The organism is Nesterenkonia pannonica (assembly GCF_019575955.1).
Taxonomy (GTDB): Bacteria; Actinomycetota; Actinomycetes; order Actinomycetales; family Micrococcaceae; genus Nesterenkonia; species Nesterenkonia pannonica.
Genome location: NZ_CP080575.1, coordinates 697,048 through 723,086 on the forward strand (window position 1 = coordinate 697,048; position 26,039 = coordinate 723,086).

General features: G+C 67.5%; 29 protein-coding genes and 9 pseudogenes. 25 read left to right on the top strand and 13 right to left on the bottom strand.

Annotated features, from left to right (window positions below; translation table 11 throughout):
- The first annotated feature begins 103 nt into the window (after positions 1-103).
- On the top strand, positions 104-343 hold the full coding sequence (locus K0H76_RS05350; RefSeq protein WP_146339931.1) for a helix-turn-helix transcriptional regulator: 240 nt from the start codon (positions 104-106) through the stop codon (positions 341-343).
- The gene (locus K0H76_RS05355; RefSeq protein ID WP_258934728.1) at positions 340-795 is read left to right on the top strand and encodes a hypothetical protein; all 456 of its coding nucleotides are present in this window, start codon (positions 340-342) and stop codon (positions 793-795) included. Before K0H76_RS05350 ends, K0H76_RS05355 begins: the two co-directional genes overlap by 4 nt.
- 77 nt (positions 796-872) lie before the next feature.
- Here K0H76_RS05355 and K0H76_RS05360 read toward each other — a convergent pair whose 3' ends face one another.
- Positions 873-1,160 carry a hypothetical protein gene (locus tag K0H76_RS05360; protein ID WP_258934729.1) on the bottom strand — a complete coding sequence of 96 codons (288 nt, stop codon included), beginning with the start codon at positions 1,158-1,160 and terminating at the stop codon, positions 873-875.
- A gap of 202 nt (positions 1,161-1,362) precedes the next feature.
- Positions 1,363-1,818 carry a hypothetical protein gene (locus K0H76_RS05365; RefSeq protein WP_258934730.1) on the bottom strand — a complete coding sequence of 152 codons (456 nt, stop codon included), beginning with the start codon at positions 1,816-1,818 and terminating at the stop codon, positions 1,363-1,365.
- A gap of 41 nt (positions 1,819-1,859) precedes the next feature.
- Between K0H76_RS05365 and K0H76_RS05370 the strand changes: the two genes are divergently transcribed.
- From K0H76_RS05370 to K0H76_RS05385, 4 genes and pseudogenes are all read left to right on the top strand, one after another.
- Entirely contained in the window at positions 1,860-2,162 is a 303-nt protein-coding gene (locus K0H76_RS05370; protein ID WP_258934731.1) for a hypothetical protein, read from the top strand.
- A gap of 38 nt (positions 2,163-2,200) precedes the next feature.
- Entirely contained in the window at positions 2,201-2,593 is a 393-nt protein-coding gene (locus K0H76_RS05375; protein ID WP_258934732.1) for a TOBE domain-containing protein, read from the top strand.
- A gap of 7 nt (positions 2,594-2,600) precedes the next feature.
- Positions 2,601-3,346: pseudogene (modA, locus tag K0H76_RS05380) on the top strand (molybdate ABC transporter substrate-binding protein).
- Positions 3,347-3,351: 5 nt separating this feature from the next.
- Positions 3,352-4,137, top strand: a complete 786-nt coding sequence (locus K0H76_RS05385; RefSeq protein WP_258935339.1) for an ABC transporter permease — start codon at positions 3,352-3,354, stop codon at positions 4,135-4,137.
- A 4-nt stretch (positions 4,138-4,141) separates the two neighbouring features.
- Here K0H76_RS05385 and K0H76_RS05390 read toward each other — a convergent pair.
- Positions 4,142-5,281: pseudogene (locus tag K0H76_RS05390) on the bottom strand (aminotransferase class I/II-fold pyridoxal phosphate-dependent enzyme).
- A 182-nt stretch (positions 5,282-5,463) separates the two neighbouring features.
- Here K0H76_RS05390 and K0H76_RS05395 point away from each other — a divergent pair.
- Positions 5,464-6,015, top strand: coding sequence for a SurA N-terminal domain-containing protein (locus tag K0H76_RS05395; protein WP_258934733.1), 552 nt, complete (start codon positions 5,464-5,466; stop codon positions 6,013-6,015).
- The gene (locus K0H76_RS05400) at positions 5,985-6,245 is read left to right on the top strand and encodes a hypothetical protein (protein ID WP_258934734.1); all 261 of its coding nucleotides are present in this window, start codon (positions 5,985-5,987) and stop codon (positions 6,243-6,245) included. The genes K0H76_RS05395 and K0H76_RS05400 overlap by 31 nt, the downstream gene beginning before the upstream one ends.
- A 176-nt stretch (positions 6,246-6,421) precedes the next feature.
- On the opposite strand, the gene K0H76_RS05405 is transcribed toward K0H76_RS05400, so the two are convergent.
- Positions 6,422-6,592 carry a hypothetical protein gene (locus tag K0H76_RS05405; protein ID WP_258934735.1) on the bottom strand — a complete coding sequence of 57 codons (171 nt, stop codon included), beginning with the start codon at positions 6,590-6,592 and terminating at the stop codon, positions 6,422-6,424.
- A gap of 32 nt (positions 6,593-6,624) precedes the next feature.
- On the opposite strand from K0H76_RS05405, the gene K0H76_RS05410 reads away from it, so the two are divergent.
- Entirely contained in the window at positions 6,625-6,972 is a 348-nt protein-coding gene (locus K0H76_RS05410) for a Pr6Pr family membrane protein (RefSeq protein ID WP_258934736.1), read from the top strand.
- On the opposite strand, the gene K0H76_RS05415 is transcribed toward K0H76_RS05410, so the two are convergent.
- From K0H76_RS05415 to purB, 4 genes and pseudogenes are all read right to left on the bottom strand, one after another.
- Positions 6,927-7,598: an ABC transporter permease gene (locus K0H76_RS05415; protein WP_258934737.1), complete on the bottom strand. Its 672-nt coding sequence runs from the start codon at positions 7,596-7,598 to the stop codon at positions 6,927-6,929. The genes K0H76_RS05410 and K0H76_RS05415 overlap by 46 nt on opposite strands.
- 58 nt (positions 7,599-7,656) lie before the next feature.
- Positions 7,657-8,070, bottom strand: a complete 414-nt coding sequence (locus K0H76_RS05420; protein ID WP_258934738.1) for a hypothetical protein — start codon at positions 8,068-8,070, stop codon at positions 7,657-7,659.
- Positions 8,067-8,971, bottom strand: a pseudogene (locus K0H76_RS05425) (ATP-binding cassette domain-containing protein). The gene K0H76_RS05420 and the pseudogene K0H76_RS05425 overlap by 4 nt, the downstream one beginning before the upstream one ends.
- A gap of 5 nt (positions 8,972-8,976) precedes the next feature.
- A pseudogene (purB, locus tag K0H76_RS05430) lies at positions 8,977-10,396 on the bottom strand (adenylosuccinate lyase).
- Between the two features lie 185 nt (positions 10,397-10,581).
- On the opposite strand from purB, the gene K0H76_RS05435 reads away from it, so the two are divergent.
- The 3 genes from K0H76_RS05435 to K0H76_RS05445 are packed head-to-tail and all read left to right on the top strand — an operon-like array spanning position 10,582 to position 12,471.
- Positions 10,582-11,070 (top strand): hypothetical protein, encoded by a 489-nt coding sequence (locus K0H76_RS05435; RefSeq protein ID WP_258934739.1) that lies wholly within the window; start codon positions 10,582-10,584, stop codon positions 11,068-11,070.
- 14 nt (positions 11,071-11,084) lie between these two features.
- Positions 11,085-11,669, top strand: coding sequence for a hypothetical protein (locus tag K0H76_RS05440; protein ID WP_258934740.1), 585 nt, complete (start codon positions 11,085-11,087; stop codon positions 11,667-11,669).
- 19 nt (positions 11,670-11,688) lie between these two features.
- On the top strand, positions 11,689-12,471 hold the full coding sequence (locus K0H76_RS05445) for a hypothetical protein (protein ID WP_258934741.1): 783 nt from the start codon (positions 11,689-11,691) through the stop codon (positions 12,469-12,471).
- A gap of 5 nt (positions 12,472-12,476) precedes the next feature.
- Here K0H76_RS05445 and K0H76_RS05450 read toward each other — a convergent pair.
- Positions 12,477-12,864, bottom strand: a pseudogene (locus tag K0H76_RS05450) (phage holin family protein).
- Between the two features lie 102 nt (positions 12,865-12,966).
- On the opposite strand from K0H76_RS05450, the gene K0H76_RS05455 reads away from it, so the two are divergent.
- The 6 genes and pseudogenes from K0H76_RS05455 to K0H76_RS05480 all read left to right on the top strand — a co-directional run bounded on the left by K0H76_RS05455 (position 12,967) and on the right by K0H76_RS05480 (position 16,597).
- Entirely contained in the window at positions 12,967-13,197 is a 231-nt protein-coding gene (locus K0H76_RS05455) for a hypothetical protein (RefSeq protein ID WP_258934742.1), read from the top strand.
- Entirely contained in the window at positions 13,143-13,853 is a 711-nt protein-coding gene (locus K0H76_RS05460; protein ID WP_258934743.1) for a thiamine pyrophosphate-dependent enzyme, read from the top strand. The genes K0H76_RS05455 and K0H76_RS05460 overlap by 55 nt, the downstream gene beginning before the upstream one ends.
- Positions 13,811-14,074, top strand: coding sequence for a hypothetical protein (locus K0H76_RS05465; protein WP_258934744.1), 264 nt, complete (start codon positions 13,811-13,813; stop codon positions 14,072-14,074). The genes K0H76_RS05460 and K0H76_RS05465 overlap by 43 nt, the downstream gene beginning before the upstream one ends.
- 86 nt (positions 14,075-14,160) lie before the next feature.
- Positions 14,161-15,144: an alpha-ketoacid dehydrogenase subunit beta gene (locus K0H76_RS05470; protein ID WP_146341854.1), complete on the top strand. Its 984-nt coding sequence runs from the start codon at positions 14,161-14,163 to the stop codon at positions 15,142-15,144.
- Positions 15,141-15,716 (top strand): hypothetical protein, encoded by a 576-nt coding sequence (locus K0H76_RS05475; RefSeq protein ID WP_258934745.1) that lies wholly within the window; start codon positions 15,141-15,143, stop codon positions 15,714-15,716. Before K0H76_RS05470 ends, K0H76_RS05475 begins: the two co-directional genes overlap by 4 nt.
- Before the next feature lie 156 nt (positions 15,717-15,872).
- Positions 15,873-16,597: pseudogene (locus K0H76_RS05480) on the top strand (2-oxo acid dehydrogenase subunit E2).
- Here K0H76_RS05480 and K0H76_RS05485 read toward each other — a convergent pair.
- Positions 16,576-17,421, bottom strand: coding sequence for a CoA ester lyase (locus K0H76_RS05485; RefSeq protein WP_146339889.1), 846 nt, complete (start codon positions 17,419-17,421; stop codon positions 16,576-16,578). The pseudogene K0H76_RS05480 and the gene K0H76_RS05485 sit on opposite strands and share 22 nt — an antisense overlap.
- 241 nt (positions 17,422-17,662) lie before the next feature.
- Between K0H76_RS05485 and K0H76_RS05490 the strand changes: the two genes are divergently transcribed.
- Positions 17,663-18,403, top strand: a complete 741-nt coding sequence (locus tag K0H76_RS05490) for a hypothetical protein (RefSeq protein WP_258934746.1) — start codon at positions 17,663-17,665, stop codon at positions 18,401-18,403.
- Positions 18,397-18,549, top strand: a complete 153-nt coding sequence (locus K0H76_RS05495; protein ID WP_258934747.1) for a hypothetical protein — start codon at positions 18,397-18,399, stop codon at positions 18,547-18,549. The genes K0H76_RS05490 and K0H76_RS05495 overlap by 7 nt, the downstream gene beginning before the upstream one ends.
- A 48-nt stretch (positions 18,550-18,597) precedes the next feature.
- On the opposite strand, the pseudogene K0H76_RS05500 reads toward K0H76_RS05495, so the two are convergent.
- Positions 18,598-20,386: pseudogene (locus K0H76_RS05500) on the bottom strand (AMP-binding protein).
- A gap of 270 nt (positions 20,387-20,656) precedes the next feature.
- Between K0H76_RS05500 and K0H76_RS05505 the strand changes: the two are divergent.
- Positions 20,657-21,250, top strand: a complete 594-nt coding sequence (locus K0H76_RS05505) for a response regulator transcription factor (RefSeq protein ID WP_258934748.1) — start codon at positions 20,657-20,659, stop codon at positions 21,248-21,250.
- A 746-nt stretch (positions 21,251-21,996) separates the two neighbouring features.
- Here the strand turns inward: K0H76_RS05505 and K0H76_RS05510 are convergent.
- A complete protein-coding gene (locus K0H76_RS05510; RefSeq protein ID WP_258934749.1) occupies positions 21,997-22,389 on the bottom strand; it encodes a hypothetical protein in 393 nt (130 codons plus the stop codon).
- Positions 22,390-22,426: 37 nt separating this feature from the next.
- A pseudogene (locus K0H76_RS05515) lies at positions 22,427-23,426 on the bottom strand (aldo/keto reductase family protein).
- A 218-nt stretch (positions 23,427-23,644) separates the two neighbouring features.
- On the opposite strand from K0H76_RS05515, the gene K0H76_RS05520 reads away from it, so the two are divergent.
- From K0H76_RS05520 to K0H76_RS05535, 4 genes and pseudogenes are all read left to right on the top strand, one after another.
- On the top strand, positions 23,645-24,013 hold the full coding sequence (locus K0H76_RS05520; RefSeq protein ID WP_258935340.1) for a hypothetical protein: 369 nt from the start codon (positions 23,645-23,647) through the stop codon (positions 24,011-24,013).
- Complete coding sequence (locus K0H76_RS05525; RefSeq protein WP_258934750.1) at positions 23,947-24,510, top strand: D-2-hydroxyacid dehydrogenase; 564 nt, start codon at positions 23,947-23,949, stop codon at positions 24,508-24,510. Before K0H76_RS05520 ends, K0H76_RS05525 begins: the two co-directional genes overlap by 67 nt.
- 274 nt (positions 24,511-24,784) lie before the next feature.
- Positions 24,785-25,710: pseudogene (locus K0H76_RS05530) on the top strand (amidase family protein); the annotation flags it as partial.
- Positions 25,711-25,792: 82 nt separating this feature from the next.
- Entirely contained in the window at positions 25,793-25,993 is a 201-nt protein-coding gene (locus K0H76_RS05535; RefSeq protein WP_258934751.1) for an amidase family protein, read from the top strand.
- Positions 25,994-26,039 lie beyond the last annotated feature (46 nt).

Below are 26,039 nucleotides of genomic sequence, written 5' to 3' on the forward strand. Positions count from 1 at the left end.
GGTGACCGGAGGCGCCGGGAGCAGGCGGCGCCCCTCACCTTCGAGCCTCTGCGAATGACAAGGTCTCTTGACATGCGGTGTCAAAGAAGCTTTACATGGAGTCATGGTTTCGCAGGTCGCTGAGAAAGCTGCCCCGCGAGTGCGGGCAGCGCGCAAGGCGTGCGGGCTGACTCAGGCTCAGCTGGCGAATGCGGCGGGTGTAAGCCGCCAAACCGTCATTGCCATGGAGCGCGGTGATTACGCGCCGTCGGTATACCTCGCCCTGCGCATCGCAGCCGAGCTGGGATCCACAGTCGAAGAGCTCTTCGGCGGAGCGCCGTCCACTGAAGGGGATCACCCGTGACCAAGCTGAACGCGATCGACCGGGCCGCCGCCAGGCTGGCCGACACCCGTGAGGGGTCACGATTCGACGAGCGCGAGCGCGCCGTCTACAGCGAATCTGCCACCTTCGCCAACACTCTGGGCATCCTCGTCGCACTGGTGGTCAGTCTCGTGCTCGCGAGCGTCGGGCACTTTGTCGCCTCCTTCGCGGTGCTGCTCACCATGGCCATCCCGGAAGCAGCGGCGGCCTGGTACTCCATGCGCCGCGGAGTGGATCCCACGAAGCTGCGCGACAGCGCATGGGACAAGCTCATCGTGTGGAGCACCATCGTGATGATGGCTCTGCTGTTCGTGGCGTGGAGCGCCCCATCTTCGCTGACCGCCCGATCTTCGACGCAGGGATCGCCGCTGACGCGCGGCCCACTGACTCGACGTTCGTCCTCTGGGCAGTGGTTCTTTCCTGTCTCGTGCTGACTCTGTGGATGCAGCTCCAGCGGCACAGGATTCGCAGGGCCGAGCGCTCTGATCAGGACGAGTGACGGTGCCAGGGCTCAGTCCTCTCTGGGCGCGCCCTGCTCGGTGGGGCTGTGCTGCGCTGAGCGCATGCGCTGCAGCCGCTGCTCCTCCCGCTCCTGCATAGGGATGAGCTCACTGGGCTTCTCATAGGCGACGATCAGAGTCAGCATAGGTCCGAGAAGGGGCAGCATCACACTGAGGACGCCCAGGGCGAACTTGTTGGCGAAGCTGAGGTGCTTGGCTCGAAGGACCAGCGCGAGCAGAGCCCAGCCTGCTGCCGCGACCGCTGCGACGAGCATCAGGGTCTCCACAGCGGTGGGCATCAGGGGCTCGCAGCCAGCAGTGTCATGTCTGCACGCTATCGGATGCGGGGGCATGGGGTATTGAGGCCGAGGTGCTCGAGTGGGACGGTGGAATGTATGACGCGAAGCATCACCGCCGGGATCGGGGTCGTCAGTGTCGTGACGCTCGCCGCGTGCGCACCCGACGAGGAGGCCGCCCAGCCCGAAGAGCCCCAGGAGACCGTCACCGAGACAGCCGCACCGGCCCCGGAGACTCAGGAGCTAAGCCGAGACGGAGACGGTCACCGAGGAGCCGGAGGCCGAGCCGACCGAAGCCGAGGCAGAGGAGCCGCCGGACCGCAGTGACCTGCCGCCTGAGGAGCAGGGCTACCCGGAGGGCGGTGCGGAGCGGGTCCCCGACGAGGAGCTGCCCGGCGATGGAGAGCCGGAAACCCTGTTCTACGGGGAGGAGGGCGATGAGCTCGGCGTCGCGGGACTCGATCCGGAGGATGCGCCCCTGGAGGTCTACGCCGCGCCCGCACCCGACGGTGAGGCTGAGGTAGTCGGCGGGCTGCAGCCCACCGATGCGGTCATCATGGCTTACCGCGAACGTCATAGCCCTGGTGACGACGACTTCGGAACGTGGGCTGAGGTCGAACTCGCTGACGGATATGGCTGGGTCGAGGGGGACCTCAGCCACTTCGGGGAACTGACGATGTCACGTCGAACTACATCGACGACGTGCCGCTTACTGAAGACCCCCAGGTGATCGCGGAAAGCGTGGCCGAACGCTCCCTAGGGGCTGACATCCAGGATGTCGACGACGGAGAGCAGGCAGGACCTGACTGGACGGTCATCTCTGCCCCGGAGGACTATGGCGAGGACTTCTACCGCGTCGACACCACCGGCCTGCGGGACGACGCGCAGATGGGCGATCGCCTGTTCATCTACGTTGAGGAGAGTGCGGACGGCTATGAGCTCACTCAGGTGGAGGCCACGAATCTCTGCCGCAGGGGTGTCACCGACGAGGGCCTCTGCCTCTGACGGGTCACCTCCGCATATGCGGCTGATAGTCTTTATTCGTGCCGCATATACGGATCAGTGACGCCGCCCAGTTCCTCGGCGTCAGCGACGACACCCTCAGGCGTTGGATCTCATCAGGGGACCTGAGTGCGCTGACCGACGATGCCGGCAGGAAGGTGGTCGACGGAGCGGAGCTCGCGCGCTTCTCACGCTTAAGGCGCAGCGCCCAGCTTCCTCACCCTGAGGGCGCCTCCTCGGCCCGCAACCGGTTCGTAGGGCTGGTCACCCAGGTGACCTCCGACGCCGTCATGTCCCAGGTGGAGCTGCAGTGCGGGCCCTACCGCGTCGTCTCGCTCATCAGCACGGAGGCCGTCCGAGACCTGGGCCTGGAACCCGGAGTCGTGGCGACCGCGTCGATGAAGGCCACGAATGTCAGCGTCGAAAGGTCCTGAGGCGCGGATGAGGCGGCGAACTGCTCTGCTGCCTCTGGCCGCCCTGGCTCTGACGGGCTGCGCCCAGGCCTCGGATGAGGACACGGTGACGGTGTTCGCGGCTGCGAGTCTCAACGAAGCGTTCGAAGAGATCGGGAGCCTGTACACGCAGGAGACCGGCACCGAGGTCGAGCTGAGCGTCGCGGGGTCCTCCGGCCTGGTCGAGCAGCTGGAGCACGGTGCGCCCGCCGATGTGTTCGCGACTGCAGACGAGCAGAGCATGGAACGGGCCGCCGAAAGCGGCCTCCTCGCCGGGAACGCCGAGCTCTTCGCGTCCAACACTTTGGTGATCGCAGTCCCTGCCGGAAACCCCGCCGAGGTGGAGACCTTTGAAGACCTTGCGGACGCGACGGTGGATACAGTCCTCTGCGCGGAGGCGGTGCCCTGCGGCTCAGCATCCCTGCGTCTCGCCGCAGAGCATGGTGTGAGCATCTCCCGGTCTCGGAGGAGATGTCCGTGACGGATGTGCTCGGCCGGGTGCGCAGCGCAGAAGCCGCAGCCTACCTCGTCTACACCACGGACGTCCTGCAGGCCGGGGACGAGGTGGAGGGCATCGAGATCGAAGGCGCCGACGCCCACCCGAACCAGTATCCGATCGCACTGCTGCAGGATGCTCAGAGCCCGGAGGCGGGCGATGAGTTCGTGGACTTCGTCCTCGGCAGCGACGCTGCGCAGCAGGTCCTTCACGATGCTGGGTTCGGCGAGCCCCGGTGACTGCGCTGAGCATCAGCCGCCCGCCCGCCTGGGTCCTGGTGCCCGGTCTGCTGGGCGCTGCGCTGATCCTGCTGCCGGTCACCGGCATGCTGACCCGGATCAGCTGGGCGGAGCTGCCTGCCCTGCTGACCTCCGAGTCCTCCCTGGCCGCACTGCGTCTGTCCGTCTGGACAGCATCGGCGGCCACCGTGCTCTGCATCATTCTCGGACTGCCTCTGGCGCTGATGCTCGCTCACGCCCGGTTCCGGGGACTGACGATCGTCCGTTCCCTGGTGCTGCTGCCGCTGGTGCTGCCTCCGGTGGTGGGCGGCCTCGCGCTTCTCTACACCTTCGGCAGCCAAGGGCTGCTCTCGGGTGCCCTGGATCTTTTCGGAGTGCAGATCGCATACACGTCCATCGCTGTGGTGCTCGCCATGACGTTCGTATCGATGCCCTTCCTCGTCATCAGCGTCGAGACCGCCGTGCGGGGCATGGACCGCCAGGTCATTGAGGCGGCCGCGGTGGACGGCACCGGCCGGACCGGGATCCTGCGCCACATCATCCTGCCGCTCATTGGCCCCGGCCTGGCCACTGGGGCGGTGCTCGCCTTCGCCCGCAGCCTGGGCGAGTTCGGCGCGACCCTCGCCTTCGCGGGCAATCGGGAGGGGGTCACGCGCACGCTGCCCCTGGAGGTCTACCTGCAGCGGGAGACGGACCCCGACGCCGCCGTCGCGCTCTCCCTGCTGCTGATCGGGGTCGCAGTCATCGTGATCAGTGCCGCCTACTCCCGTCGGCCGCAGTCGCAGCAGTGAGCGCTCAGCCGCGGGCGTGGAAGCTGAGGATGCGTTCCAGGCCCTCAGCGACCTTCGCCGGGCCGGGTGCCAGCGAGACTCGGATCCACTCGTGACCGTTGACGCGGTCGAAGTCGGTCCCTGGGACCACCGCCACCCCGCCGTGCTCCAGGAGCGCCTCAGCGTAGGCCGTGGCATCGCGGTGCTGTCCGGGACCCTCGCCCAGGTGCCTGCCCAGGTGCGCATACACGTAGAACGCGCCGTCGGCGGGAGCCAGCTCTCCCCATCCCAGCTCGGGCAGGGCTTCCAGCACATGCTGACGCGCCTGGGCGTACCCCGCCGCCTGGGCCCTGCAGAACTCCATCGACTCCGCGCTGAAGGCCTCCGTCGCAGCGAGCTGCGAGCCGTGAGGGGCCGAGAGGGTGACGTTGCTTACCAGCCGCTCCACCGCATCCACCAAGTGCTCAGGAGGACGGCCCACCCCAGCCGCCAGCCCGGCATGCCCCAGAACTTGGAGAACGAGGACACGACGATGGCGTCCTCGGACGTCTCGAGCGCACTGACTGAGGGCTGGGTGTAGCTGATGCCGTGATAGATCTCGTCGCTGATCAGCTGGACCCCGTTCTGCGTGCACCAGCTGCTGAGTCGGCTGAGCTGCTCGCGGTCCAGCATGGTGCCCGTGGGGTTCGCGGGGAGGCGACGACAAGGCCCTTCAGCGGCCTTTCGCGGTGGACCGCGCTCAGCTGCTCCACCGTGGGCTGGAAGCGTGCCTCCGGGCCGCAGTCGAGGTCTTCGACGATGATTCCCAGGCTGCTCAGGATGTTCCGGTACGCCGGGTAGCCCGGCCGGGCCAGGGCCACGCGGTCCCCGTGGTCGAACGCGGCCAGGAAGCTCAGCACGAAGGCGCCTGAGGAGCCGGTGGTCACCGCAACCCGCTCCGCAGGCACATCGACTCCGTACCAGTCCCGGCAGTGGGCGGCGATGGAGTCGCGCAGCGGCCTCAGGCCGAGCGCGGGGGCGTAGTTCAGCACAGTCTGGGCGGAGTGGACCCGGGCTGCCGCCTCGTTGACGCCCGGAGGGCGCCGCCGCCGGGCTCGCGGCGGTGAGGAGACGATGTCCCTGCTTAGGCGGCGCGAAGCTCCTCAATGCGCCCCACGATCCGCATCACCTCGAAGCCGGGTATGCCGGAACGCTCAGAGGACTGACGCGGGGGTGGGGATGCATAGAGGCAAGCCTAGCGGTAAGCCCTGCGGGTGCTCCGCAGGGCTGAACATCGGCTGATCAGTGCGTTGTGGTGTCAGTGCTAACGTGCCCGTTCAACCACACGCTTTAAGGAGCACTTTCGTCATGAAGAAAGCACCGCTGACCAGTCTTGCCCTGGCGTGCCTTCTCTTCGGTCTCGCAGCATGCGGCAACGGCGACGCCGAAGGTGACGCCGACGAGGCCCAGCAGGACCAGGGCCAGGAGGAGACCCAGCCCGAGGGTGCCGAGGGCGCCGAAGGTGACGCCCAGATGCCGGAGCCTCAGCTGGATGATGTGCCGGACGTCGTGGCCGAGGTCAACGGCGAGGACATCTCCGGGGAGGACTTCGAGGCCGCCTACGAGTCGCAGTTCATGAATGCCCAGATGCAGTCGCAGATGACGGGCGAGGAGCCGGACGAGGAGGCGCTCCAGGAGCAGACCCTGGAGCAGCTCATCGGAAACCAGCTGCTGATCCAGGACGCTGAGGACCAGGGCTACGAGGCCTCCGAGGAGGACGTTGAGGAGCAGCTGGAGCAGACGGCTGAGAACAACGGCCTCTCCTCGGTGGAGGAGTTTACGAGCTCGCTGACGAGCAGGGCGTCAGCGAGGATGAGCTCCGCGACGACGTGGAGCAGCAGGTGCGCGTCCAGCAGCTGATCGAGGACCTCGACTATGACGAGCCCACGGACGAAGAGGTCGAGGACGCCTATGACGAGGCCGTCGCCGCTCAGCCCGAGGCTGAGGGCGGGGACGATGCCGAGACCCCTGAGTTCGACGACGTCCGCGCGGAGCTCGAGGAGCAGCTCGTGAACGAGCGCCAGAACGAGGCGGCTCAGGACCACGTTGAGCAGCTGCGCGACGAGGCCGACGTCGAGACCCACCTCTGAGCCGCACGCACAGCGGTAGCCTGAGCGCATGCTGTGGCAGCGCTCCTCACTGTTCGTATCCTGCACGCGCTGACAGCGCTGCTGACCCTCACCGGGCTGGTCACATCTCTGCACCTGGGCTGGACCCGGGACAGCGACCTCCCGGTGGGGGTCGGATACGGGCACAGCTTCTCGGCTTACTGGGAGCACATGCTCAACCAGCTGGCATACTTCACGTTCATCTCGGCGCTGATGGTCTTCGTCAGCTCGGTATGGACGGCTCTGCGGCTTACTTCGACGTCCGCGGTTCTGCGGACCGTCCGGCTCTCGGGACTGGTCTGCGTCATCATCACCGGGCTGGTGTTCAACGTGCTTCTGCGCGAGCTCCCTGACCGGGGTCATGCTGTTCAACGACACGGTGCTCCACGTCGCAGTGCCCGTGCTCGTGCCGCTCATCTGGGCGGCCGTAGGCCCCCACGGCACACTCAGCGCACGCATCGTCCTCGCCTCGACGGCGATTCCCGTGGCCTGGCTGGCGGCGACGCTCCTGAGAGGTCCGCAGTTGGACTGGTACCCCTACACGATCCTCGACGTGCCGACCCTCGGCTACAGCGGGATCAGCGTCTATGTAGTGTCGATCCTGGCTCTCTATCTCATGCTGGCACTGGGATTCCTAGGCCTGGACCGCCTGCTGCTGCGTGCTCACAGCGGATCGGAGGCCAGCGCGCTGCGCAGCGGGACGCGCTGACCGGTGCGCAGCAGCGAGCGGCTGTAGATCCTGGCCGCCAGCATCATGACCAGGCCCGCACAGGCGATGAGTCCTACCATCGCCGCGACGGGCTCGAACCATGCCACCTCATCGAAGTAGAGCCGGACCGGCATCGCCACCGGTGCGGTGAAGGGGACGTAGGAGGCCACGCGCATCACCAGCTCGTTCTGCGAGAAGAACAGCACGAGGAAGTAGGGCAGCATCACGACCATCATGGTCGGGAGCATGACTGGGCCTGAATCCTCCTGCCGCGACACCAGGGAGGCGCCTGCGGCGTACATCGCCGCGACGAGGACGAAGCCGGGCAGGAAGAACAGGACGAACCAGAGCATGGGCGCCGAAAGCACGCCGAGAAGGTCCGTCTGCCCGGTGAGGGTGAGTCCCAGCGCCGTTGCACCGGCGATGACGGCAGCCTGGCCGATGGCCATCGCCGTGTTCCCGAGCACTTTGCCGACCAGCAGAGAGCGTGCCGAGATGGCGGAGAGCAGGATCTCGACCACGCGGGACTGCTTCTCCTGGATGGTGTTCTGCTGAATTATCGTTCCGGATCCGATCGCGAGCATGATGAAGACCAGGCCGAAGCCGAAGGGAATCAGGAATCTCATGGCCCCTGATCCTCGGAGTCCCGGAGCGTCTCCGTGGTGGGCTGCTCGGAGAGCATGGTCACGATGCCGATCGGCACCGAGTCGCGGCCGATGACATGCAGGCCGGTCGGCGACTCCCGTGTGAGGTGATGACTGCCTCCACCGAGCCCCCGTCGAGCTGGTCGAGGGCCTGGCTGCGCGTGTCGGCGGGCTCTGCGCTGAGGGGCAGATCGTCCAGGCTCTCCAGCTGCGGCTCGGAGAGTCCCACCACGGCGACGCGAGAATCCTCGGCCTCGCTGCTGCCCGCCGCGGACATCAGCAGGATCCCGCCGAGCACGACGGTCACGATCACGCCCAGGCTGATGAGGAAGGCTTTCGACCTCAGCTGGCTGGTGAGCTCACGTTCGGCGACCAGCAGCGAGGCCCTCCACGGGGTCAGTGCTCGGCCGGGCCGGGATGCGGGCGGCGGCTCCGGGGCGGAACGGGTGCTCACGCGTGCACCTCCTGAGCGTCGTCGGCGGCCACGTCTTTGAAGATCTCGGCCAGGGTGGGCAGGACAGGGCGGAAGCTGCGGACCGGACCCCGCTGGGAGGCAGCGGAGAGCACATGCTGCGCCGCCTCGTCGGATGCGCGGAAGAGCGCACCACCGTCCTCCATGGTGTCCACCGAGATGTCCGGCATCCCGGACAGCCACGTCGGAGTCTCGTCCATCACCAGCTCGAAACGTCGGGTGCCGTGCTGACGCCGAAGCTCCTCGCGGGGCCCTGCGGCCAGCACCTTGCCGGAGCCGATGATCACCAGGTCGTCGCAGAGCCTCTCCACCACATCCAGCTGGTGGGAGGAGAACAGCACCACCGCACCCTGGGCGGCCTGCTCCTGAAGGACGCCGCGCACCACATCCACCGCGAGGGGATCCAGTCCGGAGAAGGGCTCGTCGAGCACCAGAACGTCCGGCTCGTGCACCAGCGCCGCCGCGATCTGGACGCGCTGCTGATTGCCCAGGGACAGCGCCTCAAGCGGGTCCTTCATCCGCGAATCCAGGCCGAGCCGCTCAAGCAGGGCCTCGGCGCGTCCGCGCGCATGCGCCCGGGAGTACCCGTGAAGACGCGCGAGGTAGGAGAGCTGGTCGCCCAGGCGCATCTTCGGGTAAAGGCCGCGCTCCTCGGGCATGTACCCGAACCGGGTGCGCGCGCTGGGCGAGAGCTCCTCCCCGTCGAGCAGCACTCGCCCCGAATCCGCGTGCAGGACCCCAGGATGATGCGCATCGCTGTGGTCTTTCCGGCACCGTTGCCGCCCACGAAGCCTGTCAGCTGACCCCGGCCTGCGCTGAAGGACACGTCGTGGAGCACCTGCCGCCCGGAATATGACCGGCACATGCCCTGCAGCTCGAGCATGCGACTCAGCCGAACCGGCGTGCCAAGTGGGCGGCCAGGCCGGTGTACTCGGCGGGGTGAGGCTCTTCAGACGGGCCTCGGCGCCGGGGAGAGACCCAGCCCCGACGAACTCTTGGAGCTTCTCGGCGTCCACACGGCGTCCGCGGGTGAGCTCCTTGAGCCGCTCGTACGGGTCCTCCATGCCGGGGTGCCTGCGATCGCCTCAGCCCGCATCACCGTCTGGATCGCCTCACCGAGCACCTCCCAGTTGGCGTCGAGGTCGGCGGCGATCGTCTGCTCCGCCACGTCGAGCTGCTTGAGGCCCTTGGTGACGTTGGAGAGTGCGAGCACGGAGTGGCCCAGGGCGGTTCCGATATTGCGCTGGCCGGACGAATCGGTGAGGTCCCGCTGCCACCGCGATTCCACGAGGGTGGCGCCCAGGGCGTCCAGCAGGGCGTTGGAGATCTCCAGGTTCGCCTCGGCATTCTCGAAGCGGATGGGGTTGACCTTGTGCGGCATCGTGGATGACCCGGTGGCGCCTGCGACGGGGATCTGCTTGAAGAATCCGATGCTGATGTAGCTCCACACGTCGACGCAGAGCCCATGCAGAATGCGGTTGAAGCGGGCGATGTCGGCGTAGATCTCCGCCTGGAAGTCGTGCGACTCGATCTGTGTGGTCAGCGGGTTGAAGCTCAGGCCCAGCTTTTCGACGAAGCTCTCCGCGATGCTCGGCCAGTCGGCGTCGGGAGCGGCGGCGAGGTGGGCCGCATAGGTGCCGGTGGCGCCGTTGATCTTGCCCAGGTACTCCTGCTGCTCGATGCGCCGCACCTGGCGCCCCAGTCGGTGCACGAAGACTGCAATCTCCTTGCCCAGGGTGCTCGGCGTGGTACTGGCCATGGGTGCGGGAGAGCATCGGCACGTCGGCGGCGTGCTCGGCGAGTGCGCTGAGGCCCTCGAGCATCGCGGCGGCGGGCAGCCAGACCTGCTGCACGGCGTCTCTGATGCCCACGGCGTAGGACAGGTTGTTGATGTCTTCCGAGGTGCAGGCGAAGTGCACCAAGGGCTTGAGCTCGCCGAGCCCCAATCCGTCCAGGCGCCGGGCGATGAAGTACTCGACGGCTTTGACGTCGTGGACGGTCTGCGCCTCGATAGCACCCAGCTCGGCGATCTCCTCCGGCCCGAAGGCGGTGACGATGCCGCGCAGGCCCTCGATGTCCTCGTCGGTGAGGCGGGGAGGCCCGGCAGCACCTGCTGCTGGCACAGGTGGATGAACCATTCGACCTCGATGTGGATCCGGTTGCGGTTCAGCGCAGCCTCGGAGAGGTGGTCCACCAGCGGAGCGACGGCTGGACGGTACCGGCCGTCGAGGGCTCCGAGCGCGATGGTCGGCTCGGCGTCGGCCAGGGAGACGCGGTTCTGTGCAGCGGAGTGAGCGGAGGTCAGCATGAGCGCCATTCTTTCATCACCCCGGGCGAGCGGGCCGTTCAGTCCGGCCTTCCACACCTTGAAGAGGGCCGAGCAGACACGCACTCTTCTCCCCAGGCCCGGACGAGGCCCGATTCTCCAGCGCTGATCGCATCGAGACTGGCACCGCACGATGATCGCGGTTCGAGGAGCTCGGGAGGGCAGGCATGGTGGCAGGAGCGGCGGTCCAGCAGCTGGAGCAGCTGTCGCAGAACTACGCCACGGCCGCGCAGAAGCTGCTGGAGGCAGCGGGTCTCTATGAGAAGCAGCAGGGCCATGTGGTCCAGGCCTTCACCGTCGAGTGGGAGTCTCAGGCCGCAGGCCTGTTCCGCAATGCCCTCGTCCCGCTGGCGGCGGGCAGCAAGCACGCCAGGGACGAGGCGGAGGCCCTGGCCGCGGAGGCGCTCCTCATCTCCCAGGAGCTCACAGGCCTGGCCGACCAGGCCAGGCACTGGCAGGCAGTCCTCGGCGCGCTAGGCGGCGTCGACATCAGCGGGCTCCTCGGTACGGCCGCGGAGGAGCTGAGGGCCCGCGCCGCTCGGACCGCACTGGAGGGCGCGATGAGCTCATCCGAAGCCTTCGTGGAGTTCGTTCAGGGCGATGCCTCCGCCTCGTTTCGTCTGACTCTGCAGCGCCTCGGCGCCCAAATTCTCTGAGAGAAGGGTCCTCCATGTCTTCGCCGTCCGCATGGCAGCCGTCGTCCTCGACGAATGAGGAGGGAGGCTTCAGCGTCACCGCCCGCGGCGGCCCCAGCCGGATCAACCTCAACTGGGAGTCGCTCATCAGCGCCTCGGTGCATCTCGGCGAAGCAGTCACGGTGATGAACGAGCAGCGCACCCACCTCATCGACGCAGACCGAGCCTCCCTGCCAGCACCGGTGTGGCGATGCGTCGGCTTTCAGGCGAGGCTCCTGCTGCTGTGCAGCGCGGTGACCACGGGGCAGTGGAGCATGGAGCAGACGCTCATCGGTGTCGAGGCCGCGCACGAGGCCTATCGCGAGGCGGAGAGCTCAGCGCAGCGCTGGATCGATCAGCTGACTCGCGGCAGCCTTCCGGCGCAGCTCTGGGGTCGGCTTCAGGGCGACGGCTCGGACGAGTACGACTCAGATCGGCTCGCCTCGTCCGTGATCCAGGAGACCTATGGGGTTCGAGAGGCTGCGGCCCTGTTCGGAGGATTCGTCCCCATGGGACGCCAGGCCCACACCGCAGCGATGCAGGCGGAGGGGACTCTTCGCATCGCCGGTGCCGGAGCCTAACCGGTGGACAGAGGACCTGATGCGTCGGAACCGGCTGGTGGTCCAAGGCGCCGAGGAGCTGCCGCAGGTTGCCTACACCGGGCCCCTGTCGAACTACCTGGAGAGCGTCGAGGGGGCCGCTGAGAGCGGAAACATCGTCATCAGCACAGTGGACAAGGGTCAGGAGGACGATGTCTATGTCGTCCACCTGCCCGGACTGGACCCTGAGGCGGTGACGCCCGGCAGCGCTGATCGCTCATCCGGACGAGGGGCGCTGACCACCACCGACGCGTTCTTCAACGATGCGGAGCGCCTGGGCGACGCTGTTCTCGAGGCGCTCAGACAGCAGGGTGCGCCCGCCGGAGCCTCTGTGGTCCTCACCGGGCACAGTCAAGGAGGGCTGGCGGCGGTGAAGCTGGCGGACGGCTCCTCCGCCGTGTCGCAGAAGTACTCCGTGAAGCACACGGCCACCGCCCGCCGTCGCGGCCACATCAGCCCTCAGCCCCATCAGCCACATCAGCGGCCACATCAGCATCCCGTGCCCAAGCTCGGAGGCGGGTTCAACGGGGTCTCATCCGACCGGCACGAGTACCGCTACGACTACAGGCGCCCGGAGGAAGCGGCCGAGGACTCGGACTCCGGACCGCTGGACTTCCTCTCCCACGACTACGGCCACAACGTGGAAGGCATCCGGTCCACAGAGTCTGACCCGCACGGGGAGCTGAGCGATGAGGACCGCATGAACCTCGACGAGCTCGAAGCGCTGCTGCGAGGCTCAGCCTCCGTCACCGCCTACGACACCGGCTGGGAGCCCGTGCCGTGAACCCCTCAGGCGCGCTCGGGCTGCAGGAACCGGCCCAGGAGCGCGGAGACCAGCGCAACAACGATCGCCCCGAGGACGCCTACCAGAGGAAGCCGTCGATCACGAACTCGACCCCGGAATGAACTCCGTGACAAGCCACCCGGTGAGCATCAGCATGGCGGCATTGATGACGATCGCGAACAGGCCGAGCGTCAGGCACGTGATCGGCAGGGCCAGCAGGGACAGGACAGGCTTGATGACAGCGTTGATCACGCCGAAGACGGCCCCCACGACCAAGTAGGCCAGGACCACCATCAGCGGATCCTGACTCCACCCGCTCACCCAGATGCCGGGTACCAGCGTGGCGGCCCAGACGGCCAAGGCATTCAGAAGGATCACCAGTAGGATTCTCACAGCCACGATCCTAATGGTTTGTACCTTGTCAGCACCTGGAAGCCGCGATCGGCTATGAGAGGGTGAGCGGGACCGCCGTCGTCGCCGAGAGGAGCCCCACCTGTGCAGCCAATCCAGCTGCTCGCCGAAGACGGCACGCTGAAGGAGCACGAGACGTACACGCCCTACCTCGAAGGGCTCGACGACGCCTTCCTGCGGGACCTCTACCGGCACATGGCCGTAGAGCGTCGCTTCGACGCCGAAGCCACGAGCCTCCAACGCCAGGGGCAGCTCGCCCTATGGGCCCCGCGACCGGCCAGGAGGCCGCGCAGATCGGGACCATCGCGGCGCTGAAGAGCACCGACATGGTGTTCCCGACCTACCGCGAGCACGCCATGGCGCTCTACCGCGGCATCAGCGCCGAAGAGATGATGACTCTCTTCCGCGCCACCGCCCACTCCGGGTGGGACCCCAACGCTTACAACTTCAACCTCTACGCCATCGTCCTCGCCTCCCAGGCGCTGCACGCCACGGGCTGGGCCATGGGGATCCAGCAGGACCTCAGGCTCGATGCGGTGCCCCGAGACCGGGCAGCCGACGAGATCGTCCTCGCCTGCCTCGGCGACGGAGCCTCGTCCCAAGGAGACATCCACGAGTCCATGGTGTTCGCCTCGTCCTACGAGCTGCCGCTGCTCTACCTGATCCAGAACAACCACTGGGCCATCTCAGTCCCCAGCCGCACCCAGTCGCGCGCACCCTTGGCGCACCGGGCCGCCGGCTACGGATTCGAAGGCATCCGGGTCGACGGCAACGACGTGCTGGCCAGCTACGCGGCGGCTGCGGCCTGTGCCGACAGCATCCGTGCAGGCAGCGGGCCCAAACTCATCGAATCTGTGACCTACCGGATCGGCGCCCACACCACAGCAGACGACCCCACCAAGTACCGGCCCGCCTCAGAGGTCGAGGAATGGTCCGCCAAAGACCCCTGGTCAGGTACCGCACCTGGCTGACCGCATCGGACAAAGCCGACCAGAGCTTCTTCGACGAGATCGACTCCGAGGCGGAGGAGCTCGCCTCCGAGCTGCGCCGGATCGTTCCAGCCATGCGCCCCATAGACATCGAACGCGTCTTCGACACCGTCTACTCCGAGCCGCACAGGCAGGTCGAGACGGAGAAGGCCTGGCTCAAAGACTACGAGGCAGGCTTCGCAGACGAGGAGGAAGGCCGATGAGCCCCAGCAGTCGTCCGCCGTTCAGGCCGAAGCCCCCGCCGAGAAGCGTCGGGCAGCTCCCCAGCCCCGACACCGCCGTACGGACCATGCCGCTGGCCAAGGCGATCAATGCCGCCCTGCGCGACGAGCTCGCCGCCGACGAGAAGACCCTCCTCATCGGGGAGGACATCGGAGCCCTCGGCGGCGTATTCCGGGTGACGGACGGGCTCCAGGCAGACTTCGGCGAGCACCGCGTGATCGACTCGCCCCTGGCCGAGTCCGGAATCATCGGAGCATGCATCGGCATGGCCATGCGGGGATACCGGCCCGTCGCCGAGATGCAGTTCGACGGATTCGTCTTCCCCGCCTACAACCAGATCACCACCCAGCTGGCCAAGATCCACAACCGCACCGATGGTGCGGTGCGAGTGCCGGTGACCGTGCGCATACCGTACGGCGGGCACATCGGCTCCATCGAGCACCACTCAGAGTCGCCCGAGGCACTCTTCGCCCATACCGCAGGGCTGCGCATCATCACCCCCTCCTCCGCCCAGGACGCCTACTGGATGACCCGTCAGGCCATCGTCTCGGACGACCCCGTCATCATCTTCGAGCCCAAGCGCCGCTACTGGCTCAAAGGCGAGGTCGACACCGCCAACCCGGCCCCCGACGCATTCAGCGCCCAGATCCTGCGCGAAGGCCGCGACGCCACCATAGCCGTCTACGGGCCGCTGGTCCCCGTGGCGCTCGCCGCCGCCGAAGCGGCCGCAGCGCAGGGCCGAAGCATCGAGGTGGTGGACGTCCGCTCCATCAGCCCGCTCGACGACGAGACCATCGCCCGCTCAGCGGCCAAGACCACGCGCCTGATCGTCGCCCACGAGGCGCCGACCTTCGGCGGCTTCGGCGCAGAGATCGCAGCCCGCGTCACCGAACGCGCCTACCACCGGCTCACCGCCCCGGTGCTGCGCGTGGGCGGCTTCCACATGCCATACCCGCCCTCAGGGCAGGAGCACCGCTACCTGCCTGACATCGACAGGATGCTCGAAGCCGTCGAACGGGCCTTCGCGTACCAGAAGGGAGCCGCGCGATGACGCAGACCTTCATGCTGCCCGACGTCGGAGAGGGCCTCACTGAAGCTGAGGTCACCTCCTGGAAGGTCGCCCCGGCGAGACCGTCGAAGTCAACCAGATCATCTGCGAGATCGAAACGGCCAAGTCTCTGGTCGAGCTCCCGGTGCCGTTCGTGCGGCGAAGTCGCGGAGCTCCTCGCAGAAGAAGGGGAGACCGTCGAAGTCGGCAAGCCCCTCATCCGCATCGCAGGGAGGGCGACGACAGCAGCGAGCCCACCTCGGACCGCAGCGTCGAGACGGGCTCAGAGGCCGCAGACTCCAGCGAGGGGAGCAGGCCCTCGTCGGCTCAGGCCCCAAGGCAGACCCCGCCAAGCACCATGCGCGGCTGCGCCCCACGTCCCCGACGTCATCGACGCCGCGGCGCTGGGGCTGGAGGAGCAGGCCCCGGCATCCCGGGCCCCGGTCTGCACACCACCGACCTGGCGGAGATCGTCTCCCGGGCAAGCCCGCCCGTCCGCGCCCTGGCCAAAGGCTGGGCGTCGCCGTCTGGGAGCTGGTCGGCTCCGGGCGCAACGGTCAGATCACCCGGGATGACGTCGAACGGCAGGCTCGCGCCAAGAAGGCTCAGCAGGACCAGGGCCAGACGCCCCGTGCTTAAGCGCCCCCACACCCCAAGGCAGGCCGCCGACGCCGCAGGAGGTGGGCCTTCTCTACGACGGGCCTCGCGAGGAGAACGTGCAGGTGCGCGGCGTGCGCAAGGCTACGGCGCTCAATGTCGCCGCCTCGGCGCAGAACGTGCCCCACGTCTCGGTGTTCAAAGAGGTGGACGTCACACGCACCATGGAGCTGCGGGCAGCCCTGAAGCAGGACCCCTCCTACCAGGGCCTGAGCGTGTCACCGATGCTCTTCGCCGCGAAGGCGATCATCTGGGCCGCACGCCGCAACCCCCAAGTCAACGCCACCTGGCACGAGACGCACTACACGCTGCGGAACTATGTGAACCTCGGCGTCGCAGCAGCGACGCCTCGCGGACTGGTGGTCCCGGTCATCCACGAGGCCCACACCTACAACACGCAGGGCCTCGCGGCCGCCATCACCCAGCTGACCGTCGACGCGCGGGATGGCCGCACCACGCCCGGCGAAATGCAGGGCGGGACCATCTCCATCACCAACATCGGAACCCTGGGCCTGGACTCAGGGACCCCATCCTTCCGCCCGGCCAGGCCAGCATCATCGCCCTCGGTGCGGTGCGCAAGAAGCCGTGGGTCGTCGACGGCCAAATTGTTCCGCGCGATGTGATGGTCATCGGGGATCCTTCGACCACCGCCTCATCGACGGCGACAAGGCGGGGCCTTCATCTCCGATGTGGCCTCCGTGATGGAGCAGCCCGGCCTGCTCATCAACTGAGGTCACTGCCCAGAAGCCATGCTCCTGTCAGGGGCGAAGCTCCCGGTCAGGCGTTCCACAGACCGTAGCTGTCACCCAGGCTTGCGATCTTCTGCGCCCGAGCCAGGCGGGGAAGGTATGAGCCGTCCCCGATCGCCGCACCAGACTCATGAGCCTGGATGACCTCCCTGGCCCACTGCAGCTCCTCGTCCGAAGGGGCCAGCCCTCGATTCACCTGCTCGACCTGGGTGCGGTTCAGCGAAAGCTTGCCGGTCATTCCCATCTCGGCGGTGACTCGGCAGGCCTCTGCGACGGCCTCAGCAGAGGCATTGGCCTCCGCGGGTCCGTCGATGGCCCCGGGCAGGCCGCCCACACGAGAGGCGATGACCAGGCGCGAGCGTGCATACGCCAGTGCCATGGGGTCGGATGAGACGCCGACGTCCTTGCGGAAGTCGTTGGTTCCGAATGCCAAACGGAACGTACCCGGCGAAGAGGCGATCTGAACGGCGTTCTCGACACCGAGAGCGGATTCGATGAGCGCGATGACTGGGGTGCCCGCCCTGAGGCGCATCGCTGTGTAGGCCACCTGGTCAGGCCGCTCGGTCTCGGCGAGCATCACGCCCCGGAGGCCGTCCGCCTTCGACAGGGCCTTGACATCATCCTCCCAGTGCTCGGAGGTCGTCGGGCTGATCCGAACCCATGCAGTCATCCCGCCGTTCAGCGCACCGAGCACCGACTCCCGCGCCGCCGCCTTGCCGTCAGCGGGAACGGACGCCTCCAGATCAAAGATCACCGAGTCCGCCTCCGATGCCAGCCCCGGTGCGAAATCGTCCTCCCTCGAGGCGTTGATCAGCAGCCACGAACGCGACAGTTTGGCGGGCAGAGCGGCAGCTCGGCGGTTTCGGATCGGCATGCCTCCAGCCTAGCCTGAGGGGAGCTCGTGGAGCGGCACCTTCTGCTTGACACACCCCTTCCCAGCGCCGCACACTTAGTCCACAGCGGGTGCTTCAGACTCTGAAGAAATCCGCGGGAATGACTTCTACGTTGTTCTCGTTACCCCTGGATACAGACGTGACTCAGAGCATCCGTTCCCTCTGTGTCACACTCTGAATAGTTGAGAAGTTGAGGCTGGGTGCCAACCATCCCACCCCTCCGTGCGGCATCCGGACTCCTTCTCAACAGAGGTGGGGCGGCCCCGTTCACCGCCCCCACCTCGCCCGCCCTTCTTCGCGCAGACCACCCGCATCAGGCTGCACCTGCACCGCGGCGGTTTCCTGCCCCAGGGCCCTCTGACGTACTCTTTTCCGGTGCTTACCTGCTGGCTCTCATCCATTCTCGGTGCTGCTCTCGGCCTCACGCTGACCCTCAGCGCATGCGGAGGAGGTCAGGACGACGGAAGCAGCTCGCAGGGCAGCGGAGACCAGGGCGCCCAGGAGCAGGAGTACGACAACCCGGTGCCTGCCCCGGAGTACGAGGACGACGACTCAGTGCGTCTGCCTCTGGGCTTCATCAGCCCGGTGGGGCAGAACGAGGCAGCACCGCTGGAGGACGGCGGCATCGGCGAGGCTGATGACGCTCCCGGCGATCCCTTTCAGGCCCAGCCTGAGCAGTCGGAGCCGCACCTGACGGAGATCGCCAGAACAGACGCCTTCGGATGTGAGGACCGCATCTCGGTCATCCAGACGGTGCCGATGGTGGTGGATGACCCCGCCGGAGCGGCCCTTGAGTTTCTGCTGGAGGATCAGTACGGCCAGCACGGCAGCCCTGAGTTCGTGAATGCCCTGGCTGTCACTGATCTCAGCATCGAGAGCGTCGAGCATTCGGGAGGCACCGTGACGGTGGAGCTTTCGGGCCAGCCCCGGCAGCAGGCGGCTGCCAGGCGTGGCAGGTGCTGAAGCAGATCGAGACCACAGCCCGGATGGCCACGGGCGCGGATGAGGCAGAGGTCCTCCTCGAGGGCGCGAGCCTGGCCGAGCAGCTGGGCATCAGCGAGGACTCGCCGCTGCAGATCAACGAGATCGAACCCGAAGTGGAGTACTGAGCGGCCTGAGCGCACCGGCTGAGGACGCACGTGCCTCAAGCCGGGTCCTCAGCTCCTCCTGAGATCGAGGTCAGCTTCGGCGAACTCCGCACCGGGCTCGGCAGGCTCCTCGCCGGAAGCCCGCCGGATCTCGAGATCACGCAGCTCCACCCGCCGGATCTTTCCGGAGATGGTCTTGGGCAGCTCTGCCTGCTCGATCCTGCGCACCCTCTTGAATCCGGGCACAGAGTCCCGGCAGTGCTGAAGGATGGAGGCGGCCGTCTCCCTGCTCCACTGCGCATCCCGGGTCAGAGACACGAAAGCTTTGGGGACGGAGAGCCGCAGGGCGTCAGGAGAGGGAACGACGGCGGCCTCGGCGACCGCAGGATGCTCCACCAGCACCGACTCCAGCTCGAAGGGGAGATGCGGTAGTCGGAGGACTTGAACACGTCGTCGGAGCGCCCGACGTAGGTCAGCACGCCCGACTCCTCCCGTCGGACCACATCGCCAGTGTGGTAAACACCGTCGCGGAAGGCCTCCGAGGTGCGCTCCTCGTCTCCGAAGTAGGCCTTGAAGAGGCCCGCAGGCCGATCCGGGCTCTGCTCCCGCGTCGCCCGCAGACAGAGCTCACCCTCATCGGAGGCCTCGCCGGTCTGGGGGTCCACGATGACGACCTCGTAGCCCGGCAGGGGACGCCCCATGGAGCCGGGCACGACGTCCTGCCCCGGAGTGTTGGCCACCTGCAGAGTGGTCTCCGTCTGGCCGTAGCCGTCGCGGATGGTGGTTCCCCATGCTCGCTCCACCTGCGCGATCACTTCGGCGTTGAGCGGCTCGTAAGCGGAGACGGTCACCCTGGGCGGACTGGTCAGCTGGGCGAGATCGGCCTGGATGAGCATGCGCCACACGGTGGGCGGTGCGCAGAAGCTGGTGACGCCGTGCTTCTCCATGGTCTGCATGAGAGCGACCGGGTCGAAGCGGCCGTAGTTGTAGACGAAGATCGTGGCTTCGGCGATCCACGGCGCGAAGAAGCTGGACCATGCGTGCTTGCCCCACCCGGGGCCTGCGACGTTGAGGTGCACATCGCCCGGCCGGATGCCGATCCAGTACATGGTGGTCAGATGCCCCACGGGGTACGAGGTGTGCGTGTGCTCCACCAGCTTGGGCAGGCTCGTGGTCCCGGAGGTGAAGTACAGCAGGAGGGTCTCGTCGGCTGCGGTGGCCCGATCGGGGCGAACTCCGGGGATGCCTCGTATGCCTGCGGAAACGAGAGGATGCGCCGGGCCCCGCTCTGAGGGGAGTCCGCCGCCGGGAGCGAGGCATCCGGGGTGTATTGCCCGGGCACGTGGATGAGCGTGAGGTCGCCCTCAACCGCGGAGAACTTCTCGCAGTCTGCCGCACCGGCGACGGCCCACTGAGCTCTGCCGCGCGCGACGCGGTCCTGCAGGTCGGCCGGTCCCATCTGGGTGGCGGTGGGGATCAGCACGGCGCCGAGCTTGATGCCGGCGAGCATGATCTCCCACAGCTCCACCTGGTTGCCGAGCATCAGGATGATTCGGTCCCCGCGCCGGACTCCGGCTGCGCGCAGCCAGGTGGCCGTCCGGTTCGATCTGTCGGCCAGCTCGGCGAAGGTGCGCCGCAGGACTGAGCCGTCTGCTTCGGCGATCACCAGGGCATCCTGGTCGCGGCGCTCGGGGCTTGCAGCGATCACGTCGAACCAGTCGAGGCCGAAGTTGAAGTGCGGGATCTCGGGCCAGCGGAACTCTGCGCGAGCCCGGTCGTAGTCCGTTCGGCAGTCCACCAGCTGGTCGCGTGCGGTGCGGAATGCGTCAGCTGCGGGGTTCTGGCTGGTGTGTGTCACGACGCGGGTACGTCCTTCGATTCGGCGGACAGTGCGGCTTCCGTGACAGCCTAGGACTGTATGCGAGCCCCGCACTGGTGCGGTGCCCATGAGTCCGCATAGTGATCCTTATATGATCGGGACAATATTTCTACTGGTGGGAGGCTGAATGCAGAGCATTGAGGAGGGCTTCAGCGTCGGGCTGCGCATCTCCTCACCGGTGCTCATTCTGGCCGGACCATCCCCGCCTCGAGTGAGCTGACGGCGCGGCTTCGGAGCCTCGACGTCAAGGTGCTCACGGCATCTGCCGCTGACGCGGCGGTGCAGCTCGCCGAGGAGGAGGACGTGCATCTGGTGGTGGCCGACGCCCGCGCGTCACGTCGGATCGCGGAGCTCGACGACGCGGTCGCTCGTCTGCGCGAGGGGCGCGCCGAGATGGCGGGTCTGCTGTGGTTCGATTCGGATGCCCCCGACGCCGAGATCCTCAGCCTGTGCACCTCCGCAGATGATCACATGGCTGCTCATATCGGTGTCGACGAGTCGCTGCGGAGGCTGCACCTGCTCACAGGGCGCATACCTGAGAGCAGGGACGGCGAGCGCCTGGTGATCGGAGATCTTGAGCTTGACGCCCACAGCCGGACGGTCACGCGCGCTGGTGTGGACATCGACTTGTCGGACACGGAGTTCCGGCTTCTGCGCCTGCTGATGCGCCACGCGCGCACAGTGCTTCCCAAGTCTCAGATCCTTCAGGAGGTGTGGGAGTACGAGTTCGCTGGCCAGGCCAACCTGGTGGAGCTGTACATCTCGTACGTGCGCAAGAAGATCGAGAACGGCATGCCCCGAATGATCCACACCGTTCGGGGCGCCGGCTACGTGCTGCGGTAGGCCTCGGACTGAGCGCGCCGTGAGGCCCTGACGGCCCCGAGTCCCAGCGAGAGGGCGAGCAGGGCGAGTATGGCTGCCCACAGGGTGGCGCCGGTCTGGGCCAGACCGATCTCCTCGCTGGCCTGCGTGCCCTCCGTCTCGAACGGCCCCTCAGCAGCGTCCTCGCTACCCGCGCGCCCTGCTGGAGTCCGGTGAAGGGGTTCAGTGTGCCGGTCATCCCCGGCATGGTCAGCGAGTAGCTGCCCTCCGGGACTTCGAGGCTGTCCTCAGGTGCGGGGTTGGGCGCTCCGGGAAGCGAAAGTCCTGCGGCCGGGGACGAAGGAGTGCCCTGCGGCCCCTCCTCTGTGGGCGTCGGAGCCGCGACCGCGTCGTCGGTGGTGTCGGTCTCGTCGTCCTCACCGTCCTCCGGGACGGTGGCGTCCGGCTCGTCAGTGTCGGGGGTCTGGGCGTCTTCGTCGGGCTGGGTCTGTGTGGGAGTGGACTCCGGCTCCGTCTCCGTCTCCGGCGTTGGGCTGGCTGCGGCGTCGCCGTTGACGGTGATGACGGCGGAGCACCCGAACGTCTCCCCGTCCGCGGAGGTCCCGTTGATCGTCAGAGTGTCCTGTTGGGTGCCGGTGACTGATTCAGGGGCCGTGTATGTGAGCTGGCTGCCGCTGAGCGAGACGGATGCGCCCAGGGAGGAGCCGCCGGGGCCTAGGCTCAGCTGCGTTCCGCTTGGCGCGTTGATCGTCAGAGTGGCCTGCTCGCTAAGCATTGATGCTGGTGCGAGGGCATTCAAAGCTGAACGCCTCAGGCTCCTCCGGCTCGGTCTCATCCGGCACATCAGTGTCTTCCGCCGGGTCGGTCTCGAGCTCCGGCTCCGGCTCCGAATCTGTCTCCTCGGGCTCAGGCTCCAGAGGCTCTTCCGGCGTAGGCGTCGGAGTAGGTGTGGGCGTCGGGGAGGCGTCGACGGTGGGCTCAGGAGCCCCCTCATCGTCCTGCGTCACGGAATCGTCCTCTTCGTCCTCTGACACACCGTCCTCAGTGCCTTCGGCGGTCTGAGCGGGCGTCGGCTCCGCAGTCTCGGAGGCATGCGAAACCGCTGCCCCGGGGATCAGGAGGAGGGCGGCGAGGAGGAGCTGCCGCAGCTGGACGTGCACGCACGCCGAGGAGTCTACAGGCCAGTAACAGCTGGTATCACGCGAGACGCTCCGGAGGGGACGCAGTCAGCGACGGGTCGGTCTGGGCCAGGTGCCCCACGGCTTCCTCGATCGCTGAGATGGTCTCTGCGGGCAGCGTCACACCTGCGGCGGCCGCGTTCGAGGCGATCTGCTCGGGCCGCGAGGCGCCGACGAGCGCTGAGGCCACGTTGGGCCGGTTCAGGACCCACGCGATGGCCAGCTGGGCCATCGTCAGACCCTGGTCCTCGGCGATGGGGCGCAGCTGCTGGACGGCGCGCAGGACCTCGTCGTTGAGGTACTTCTCGACGAAGTGTCCGGATTCCTCGTGGGCTGCCCTGGACCCCTCCGGATACGGCTCCCCGGGCTTGTACTTGCCGGTGAGGACGCCCTGGGCAATGGGAGACCAGACGATCTGGCTGACCCCCAGCTCCTCGGAGGCTGGAACGACCTCCTCCTCGATCACCCTCCAGAGCATGTTGTACTGCGGCTGGCTGCTGATGAGCTGGATGCCCAGATCCTCGGCCAGTGCATGGTAGCCTGATCTGCTCCGCAGTCCACTCGCTGACGCCGATGTAGAGCGCCTTGCCCTGGCGCACCACGTCGGCGAAGGCCTGCATGGTCTCCTCCAGCGGTGTGGCGTAGTCGAACCGGTGCGCCTGATAGAGGTCCACGTAGTCGGTGCCGAGCCGCTTCAGCGAACCGCTGATCGACTCCATGATGTGCTTTCGGCTCAGGCCGGTGTCGTTCGGGCCCTTGGGGCCGGTGGGGAAGTAGACCTTGGTGAGGATCTCCAGGGATTCCCGCCGCTGGCCCTTCAGAGCATCGCCGAGAACCTGTTCGGCGATGGTGTTGGCATACACGTCCGCCGTGTCGAAGGTGGTGATCCCTGCGTCGAGGGCGGCGTGCACGCACTGCGCGGCCACTTCGTTCTCCACCTGGGACCCGTGGGTCAGCCAGTTGCCGTAGGTGATCTCTGAGATCTTCAGGCCGGAATTGCCGAGGTGTCTGAACTCCATGATCGCCAGCGTAGGCCACGCCCTCGGCAAAGTCTCCCCCTTCTGGGCCGCCCCGGGCCCCTCGGGTCCGCACCGGGTCGCTGGTAGGTTGCTTTCATGGCAGAGCTTCCTGTGATCACAGTCCTGCACCCCGCCGACGCCTCAGGGCCGATGGCTGTGCCCCTGGTCTGGAGCGCCTCGAGGGGCGGGCCGACATCCGGCTCACCGGCCCCGAGGGCCTGTCTGAGGCAGTCCGCGGCGCAGATGCGCTCTTCCTCTGGGACTTCTTCTCGGAGGCTGTGCAGGACGCATGGCCGCAGGCGGACCGACTGTCCTGGATCCACGTGGCGGCAGCAGGAGTGGACAAGCTGATCTTCGACGAGCTCGCCGCATCCGAGGTGACGGTCACCAACGCTCAGGGCACGTTCGACCGGCCCATCGCAGAGTGGGTGCTCGGGGCAGTTCTGGCCGAGGCCAAGGACTTCGCCGCGGCTACGAGTACAAGTCGCAGAAGGTCTGGAAGCACCGTGAGACGCGTCGGGTGCAGGGGCTCTCAGCGATCGTGGTCGGCACCGGCGCGATCGGACGCGAGACGGCTCGTCTGCTGAAGGCTGTGGGCATCGAGGTGCGCGGCGCAGGCCGGAGAGCCCGCCAGGGCGACCCGGACTTCGGCGAGGTGGTGCTCTCAGAGAGCCTCGAGGAGCACGTCGGCGACGCGGACATCCTCGTCAACGCTGCGCCTCTGACCCCGCAGACGCACGGGCTGATCGGCCGCGGCGTCCTGAGCGCCATGAAGCCTGGGGCCCACTTTGTGAACATCGGCCGCGGCCAGTCGGTGGATGAGGCCGCACTGGCTGACGCGCTGCGGCAGGGGCCTGTGGGCTTCGCCTCGCTCGACGTGTTCGAGACCGAGCCGCTGCCTGAGTCCTCGCCGCTCTGGGAGATGGAGAACGTGCTCATCAGCGCGCACATGTCAGGCGACGTGGTGGGGTGGCAGGAGACCCTCGCAGAGCAGTTCCTCGACAACGCCGAAAGGTGGCTCGAGGGTCAGTCGCTGAACAACGTGGTGGACAAGGAGAAGGGCTACGTGCCCCAGCCCCGGTGACTGGTCTGTGTCCGTGGCGGGGCACAGGCGCGCCGCGTGGCACACTGACCGCAGAACGTGTTCGGCGACACCGTGATCGAGGAGGCCCCATGACCGATTTGGCAGACCTGACCGCAGCGGAGCTGCTCGACGGCTATGCGTCGGGACAGTTCACACCTGTCGACGCAGCGGAGGCGGCCCTGACCCGCATCGAGGAGCGGGACGACGACCTCAACGCCTTCGTCCTGGTGGACAGGGAGTCCGCACTGGCCTCGGCGCAGGAGTCCGCCGCCCGATGGCGATCGGGGAGACGCTCGGCCCCGGCGACGGGGTGCCCACCAGCATCAAAGACATCTTCGGCACCAAAGGGTGGCCCACCCTGCGCGGCACCACCCTCATCGATGAGGCAGGTCCCTGGGAGTGGGACGCTCCCTGCGTGGCGCGCCTGCGTGAGACCGGCGCGGTCCTCCTGGGGAAGACCGCCACCCCGGAATTCGCGTGGAAGGGCGTGACGGACTGCAGTCGGTTCGGCGCCACATCCAACCCCTGGGACGCGTCCACCCACGCAGGCGGCTCCTCCGGCGGGTCGGCGGCAGCGGTGGGCGTAAGCATGGGTCCGTGGTCGGTGGGCACCGACGGCGGCGGCTCCGTCCGAATCCCGGCCTCCTTCACCGGGACGGTGGCGCTCAAGCCCACCTACGGCCTCATCCCGATGTACCCGTCCTCGCCCTTCGGCACCCTCGCGCACGCCGGTCCGATGACCCGGACCGTCACCGACACTGCGCTCCTTCTCGATGTCATCTCGGGTACGACCCTCGGGACTGGTCCTCGCTGCCGACGCCGCACACCTCGTTCGTGCAGAGCCTCGAGGGCGATCTGAAGGGGCTGCGCATCGCCTTCAGCGCTGACCTCGGGTTCGGCACCAACGACCCTGAGGTGGACCGCCTGGTCCGGGATGCCGTGAAGACACTGGAGGAGGGCGGTGCGATCGTCGAGGAGGTGGACCCCGGCTTCGAGGACCCGGTGGAGCCGTTCCACGTGCTCTGGTTCACCGGTGCCAGCAAGGTCCTCGAGGCCTATGACGACGACGCCATGGAGAAGATCGATCCGGGCCTGCGGGAAGGAATCGAAAAGTATCAGGACGCCACCGCCCGCGACTACCTGCAGGCGGTGCAGGTGCGCATGAACATGGGCGTGCAGATGGGCGCCTTTCACCAGAAGTACGACCTGCTCGTGACTCCCACCATGCCGATCACCTCCTTCGACTGCAGTAAGCAGTCCCCCAGGGCTGGTCCTCGGACCTGTGGACCTCCTGGACCCCTACACCTACCCGTTCAACATGACGCAGCAGCCCGCCGTCTCGGTGCCCTGCGGAGTGGCCGACAACGGCCTGCCGGTGGGACTGCAGTTCGTCGGCGCGCGCAACCAGGACGCCGCAGTGCTGCGGGCCGCAGCCGCCTACGAGCAGCTGGAGGGCAGCAGCTTCGCCCGGCCCAGAGCCTGACCCCATGGGCAGGCTCCCAGGAGCCGGGCAGACGGCAGGCGGGGCT